Genomic DNA, 292 nt, shown 5'->3' with positions numbered 1-292 from the left:
CGGCCACCGATGACGTAGGCGTAGGTGCCGTCGGTGGTGGCGGCGAGGTGTTCGCGCGGGGTCGGCAGGTCGGCGACGGTGGTCCAGGAGGTGCCGTCGAAGACGTCGGTGGGGGCGACGAGCTGGTTGTCGGCCTGTCCGCCGAAGACGTAGATCTTGTCGCCGATGGTCACGGCGGCGCCCGCAGCTCGAGCTTGCGGCATGGGCGGCAGGTCGACCCATTCCCCGTCGCGCAGAGCGAACACCCGATCCGACGGATGCGCGGTCAGATTGGGACCCTCCGGTTCCCACC

1 protein-coding gene is annotated in these 292 nt (G+C 70.2%); it reads right to left on the bottom strand.

Annotated elements, in window-relative coordinates; all coding sequences use genetic code 11:
- A partial coding sequence (locus I0Q12_RS20970) for a kelch repeat-containing protein (protein WP_197254284.1) occupies positions 1–292 on the bottom strand: 292 nt, incomplete at both ends.

This window comes from Rhodococcus sp. CX, from assembly GCF_015865005.1.
Classification (GTDB): Bacteria; Actinomycetota; Actinomycetes; order Mycobacteriales; family Mycobacteriaceae; genus Rhodococcus.
This window is presented reverse-complemented; position numbering and strand designations above follow the sequence as displayed.